The sequence below is a fragment of the Synechococcus sp. BA-120 BA3 genome, assembly GCF_034931285.1.
In the GTDB taxonomy this organism is placed as follows: Bacteria; Cyanobacteriota; Cyanobacteriia; order PCC-6307; family Cyanobiaceae; genus Cyanobium.
On record NZ_JAYGHZ010000099.1, the window covers coordinates 1 to 4,305 of the forward strand.

Below are 4,305 nucleotides of genomic sequence, written 5' to 3' on the forward strand. Positions count from 1 at the left end.
GGGTTCGGTGCTGCTACTGGGGGATGTGAACCCCGGCGCCCGGATCAGCGCCGCCGCCAACGTCCTGGTGTGGGGGCGGCTGCGGGGCGTGGCCCATGCCGGCGTCGGCGGGGATCGGGGGGCCCGCATCGTGGCCCTGCAGCTGCGGCCCCTGCAGCTGCGCATCGCCGATGTGGTGGCCCGGGGCCCCGAGGGTCTGCCGCCCCCCGGGCTGGCCGAGCAGGCCCGGCTGGTGGACGGGGAGATCCGCATCGATCCGGCATCGCCTGACTTCAGCGGCTGAGTGGAGATCAGCGGTTGATCAGGCCGAAGGCCCCGAGCCCGCCGGCCACCGCCATGAACCAGAGCGGCGAGATCCGGGTGCGCAACATCAGCACGCACACCAGCAGGGACACCACCACCCCGGGGGCGTTGGTGTCGGCGGTCTGGAGGATCTTGACCCCAACAGCGAACAGGATGCCCAGGGTGATGGGGCCCAGGCCCCGCTCGAAGGCCACCCGCCAGGGGGAGTCCCGCAGCCGGTTCCAGCTCAGGCAGGCCACCACCATCAACAGGGTGGAGGGCAGCAGGATGGCGATCTCGGCGCCATAGGCACTCAGCAGGGCCCAGCCGGGCCCCTCGGGCCAGCCGGCCCCCATGCCCAGCAGCCCCACGATCATCGAACTGGGGCCGGGGGCCGCTTCGGCCAGGGCGTAGAGGTCGGCGAACTGGGAGGGCCTCAGCCAGCAGTACTGGACGACGCTGAGGTGGTGGTACTCGGCCAGCAGGGTGTTGCCGCCCCCCAGGGAGAACAGCGACAGGCCGAGAAAGGTGCCCATCACCTGCAGCAGGTGGCCGAGATCGTTCAGCCGCATGGGAGCGCAGCTGGTTGCCTCGGCGGCGGCCGTCAGCAGCAGGGGCGGCATCAGCGTGGCTCCCCGGCCGGGGGCCCGGGCTGGGACCGTCGCGGCCAGTACCAGGCCATCGCCAGGGGGCCGGCCACCAGCACCAGCGGCACCAGCCGGACGTGGAAGAACGTCATCAGCACGAAGGTGACCGCCGCCAGCAGCAGGGCCACCGGATCCTTCCCGTACTCATCGAGGATCTTGAAGCCCATCGACAGGGCCATCCCCGCCGCCGCCGCCACCACCCCCGCCAGCACCCGGTCGAGGGCGGGCAGGGTGTGGAACTGGAAGTACAGCAGGCCGACCGCCATCAGCAGGGTGAAGGGCACCAGCAGCATCCCCGCCAGGGCCGCCAGGGCCCCGGGCAGGCCTTGGAAGAAGGTGCCGACGTAGACGGCCATGTTGATCTGGTTGGGGCCGGGGAAGAGCCGGGCCACGGTGAGCCCGGTGAGGAACTCCTCGTTGCTCATCCAGCGGCGCTGCTCGACGATGATCCGCTGGCTCCAGGCCGAGAGGCCGCCGCCGAAGGCGGACAGGGCCACCATCAGCATGCCCGTGAACAGCTGCCGCAGCCCGGGGGGAGCGGCCGTCGGGGCGGGGGCGGGGGACTCAGTCATGGACGAAATGGGGATCCGGAGGCAGTTCCCCTTCCTCGTGATATTTGGGGTCGAGGGGATCGGGGGCGTTGTACTTCTCGGCGTTCTCCCAGTCGATCTCGAACATCTCGCGCAGCCGCGCCACCACCTCGGGGGCGTCGCTCTCGATGCCCAGTTCGCGGCGCAGATCGAAGGCACTGCGGTCGATGTTCATCGAGCCCGTCTGGGCGAAGGCCCCATCCACCAGGATCAGCTTGGCGTGCAGCTTGGGCCGCTGCTGGCGCCGCACCTTGACGCCGAAGCGCTGCATCACCCGCAGCGAGGAGAAGGTGTCGTAGATGTCCCAGTCGCTGATGCCGTGCTTGCCGCCGCACAGCACCCGCACCTTCACCCCCCGCTCCCGGGCACTGATGATCCGCTCCAGGATCACCGCATCGACGAACTTGGGGTGCTGGATCCAGAGGGTGCGGGTGGCGGCATCGACGATGCGGGCCATCTGGCCGCGGCTGTGGGCGCTGCTCCACACCAGCCCCACCCCCAGATCGGGCTGGAAGAAGACGCGCTGCCAGTCGGCCTCGAAACCGGCGGTCACCTGGGCCACCACGTCCGGGTTATAGGTGAGCACCCCGTAGTCGCGGGTCTCGGTGAAGTACTTGTCGGCCAGGTTGAAGGTGGCCACCAGGGCGGTGTGCCGGTCGACCACCATCGATTTCTCGTGGGTCACCGGGAAGGCCTCACTGGTCCAGGCGGTCTCGATGCCCCAGTCCTGGAGGCGGGCGAAGGCCTCATCGTTCCAGCGGTCGCCGCCGGAGGTGTGGGGGTTGAGCATGACCCGCACCTCCACCCCCCGCTCCCGGGCCCGCCGCAGGGCCTCCTCCACCGCCACCGACTGCAGCTTGAACTGCTTGAGGAGCAGCTGCTCGCTGGCGGTCTCGATCAGCGCGACCACCGCATCCACACCGTCGTCGGGCATCACCAGCAGCCGCTGGGGCCGGTGGGGGGCAGTGGTCATCGCAAGGAGGAGGGGATGGGCCTTTCTAGCGGCAGTTCAGGGCCTTGGCACAGCCGTTCCGCCGGGTGGGATTAGCCTGCCCCGACGCCCGTGGACGCCGTGACGTCAGCACCCGCCCGCATCATTCTCATCTGCTCCGGCAAGGGGGGCGTCGGCAAGACGACCCTCACCGCCAACCTGGGGATTGCCCTGGCCCGGCTGGGGGAGCGCACCGTGGTGCTCGACGCCGATTTCGGCCTGCGCAACCTCGATCTGCTGCTCGGCCTGGAAAACCGCATCGTCTACACGGCCCAGGAGGTGCTGGCCGAAACCTGCCGGCTGGAGCAGGCCCTGGTGAAGCACAAGCAGGAACCGAATCTCTCCCTGCTGCCCGCCGGCAATCCCCGGATGCTCGAGTGGCTCACCCCCGAGGACATGCAGCGCATCGTCGCCATGGTGGCGGAGCGGGCTGATTTCGTTCTCATCGACTGCCCGGCCGGGATCGAGGACGGCTTCAAGAACGCCGCCGCTGCGGCCCGCGAGGCGATCGTGATCACCACCCCGGAAGTGTCGGCCGTGCGGGATGCCGACCGGGTGATCGGCCTGCTCAACACCCGGGGCGTGGCGCCGGTGCAGCTGGTGCTGAACAGGGTGCGGCCCCGCATGATGGCCAGCCAGGAGATGCTGGGCGTCGATGACGTCACCGACATCCTGGCCCTGCCCCTGGTGGGCCTGGTGGTGGAGGACGAGCAGGTGATCGTGTCCACCAACCGGGGGGAACCGCTCACCCTCAACGGCAACGGATCCCCCGCCGCGAAGGCCTACCAGAACATCGCCCGGCGCCTGCGGGGCGAGGACGTTCCCCTGGAGGACCCCTCCAAGGCCCGCAGGGGCCTGCGTGCCCGCCTGATGAACAAGATCCGCAAGACCACCGGTCTCTTCTGAGCACCATGACGCTGTTCGATTTCCTCCAACGGTTGCTGGGGCGCCAGAAACCCAGCGGGACCCTGGCCAAGGAGCGGTTGCAGCTGGTGCTGGCCCACGACCGCAGCGATCTCAATCCCGAGCTGCTCGAGCAGATGCGCCGCGAGATCCTCGAAGTGGTGCAGCGCTACGTGGAGATCGACCTGGAGGAAGGGGACGTGAGCCTGGAGACCGAGGATCGGGTCACCGCCCTGGTGGCCAATCTGCCGATCAAACGGGCCCGGCCCCTGCCGGCCCTGGTGGCGGCGGCCGCCGCGGTCGGCATGGCCGAAGCGCCCGATGGCGAACCCGCCCCGCAGGAGCTGGCCGTTCCCCTGGCGGGCGAACCGGCCGAGGTCCCCTCCGCCGCCGATCCGGACTGAGGCGGCGCAGCCAGGGCGACGCCCGGCGGGAACGCTGCAGGCAGTGCAGCGAGGGCCGGCCTTGGCGGAAGCATTCCCAGTGGCGATCACCCCGGCGGAACAGCGGGTTCTCGATCTGCTGCGCCGGGGCGACAGCAACCGCCACATCGCCGCCCAGCTGGTGCTGAGCCCGCGCACGGTGGAGAGTCACGTCTCCCATCTGCTGGCCAAGACCGGCTGCCACAGTCGCACCCAGCTGCTGCTCTGGGCCCTGGCCCGGGGATAGGCTGGACCAGGCCCAAGGCCTATGCCGGCTTAGCTCAGTGGTAGAGCAGCGCTTTTGTAAAGCGAAGGCCATCGGTTCAAATCCGTTAGCCGGCTTGCCTGGGATGGGCGCCGCCACCGCCCTTACCATCGGCCCAGCACAGCGCACGGGAGGCCATGGCGTGCCACAGCTGGCTGGTGGCAGGGCTGATCGTCCTGCCGGGGGCCCTGGCCCAGCTGCCCCC

General features: G+C 69.9%; 6 protein-coding genes, 1 tRNA gene and 1 pseudogene. 5 read left to right on the forward strand and 3 right to left on the reverse strand.

The features are described 5' to 3' along the window. The coding region (locus VB737_RS05680; protein ID WP_500311868.1) for a septum site-determining protein MinC at nt 1-283 on the forward strand (283 nt) is incomplete at its 5' end. Nucleotides 284-290: 7 nt separating this feature from the next. On the opposite strand, the gene VB737_RS05685 is transcribed toward VB737_RS05680, so the two are convergent. The 3 genes from VB737_RS05685 to VB737_RS05695 are packed head-to-tail and all read right to left on the reverse strand — an operon-like array spanning nt 291 to nt 2,492. Beyond that, nucleotides 291-905 carry a chromate transporter gene (locus tag VB737_RS05685; RefSeq protein ID WP_500311870.1) on the reverse strand — a complete coding sequence of 205 codons (615 nt, stop codon included), beginning with the start codon at nt 903-905 and terminating at the stop codon, nt 291-293. Beyond that, nucleotides 905-1,501, reverse strand: coding sequence for a chromate transporter (locus tag VB737_RS05690; RefSeq protein ID WP_500311872.1), 597 nt, complete (start codon nt 1,499-1,501; stop codon nt 905-907). The genes VB737_RS05685 and VB737_RS05690 overlap by 1 nt, the downstream gene beginning before the upstream one ends. Then, a complete protein-coding gene (locus tag VB737_RS05695) occupies nt 1,494-2,492 on the reverse strand; it encodes a phospholipase D-like domain-containing protein (protein ID WP_500311874.1) in 999 nt (332 codons plus the stop codon). Before VB737_RS05695 ends, VB737_RS05690 begins: the two co-directional genes overlap by 8 nt. Before the next feature lie 90 nt (nt 2,493-2,582). On the opposite strand from VB737_RS05695, the gene minD reads away from it, so the two are divergent. The 4 genes and pseudogenes from minD (at nt 2,583) to VB737_RS05715 (ending at nt 4,177) form a co-directional block, all read left to right on the forward strand. Beyond that, entirely contained in the window at nt 2,583-3,416 is an 834-nt protein-coding gene (minD, locus tag VB737_RS05700) for a septum site-determining protein MinD (RefSeq protein ID WP_500311875.1), read from the forward strand. Between the two features lie 5 nt (nt 3,417-3,421). Beyond that, a pseudogene (minE, locus tag VB737_RS05705) lies at nt 3,422-3,676 on the forward strand (cell division topological specificity factor MinE); the annotation flags it as partial. Nucleotides 3,677-3,878: 202 nt separating this feature from the next. Continuing rightward, nucleotides 3,879-4,082 (forward strand): response regulator transcription factor, encoded by a 204-nt coding sequence (locus VB737_RS05710; RefSeq protein ID WP_500311877.1) that lies wholly within the window; start codon nt 3,879-3,881, stop codon nt 4,080-4,082. A 23-nt stretch (nt 4,083-4,105) separates the two neighbouring features. Then, nucleotides 4,106-4,177 (forward strand) — tRNA-Thr (locus VB737_RS05715). The last annotated feature ends 128 nt before the right edge of the window (nt 4,178-4,305 follow it).

Bases quoted from the DNA above. Each gene is read 5' to 3' on its own strand.
- VB737_RS05685 (WP_500311870.1), bottom strand. From the start codon at position 905: ATGCCGCCCCTGCTGCTGACGGCCGCCGCCGAGGCAACCAGCTGCGCT.
- VB737_RS05690 (WP_500311872.1), bottom strand. From the start codon at position 1,501: ATGACTGAGTCCCCCGCCCCCGCCCCGACGGCCGCTCCCCCCGGGCTG.
- VB737_RS05695 (WP_500311874.1), bottom strand. From the start codon at position 2,492: ATGACCACTGCCCCCCACCGGCCCCAGCGGCTGCTGGTGATGCCCGAC.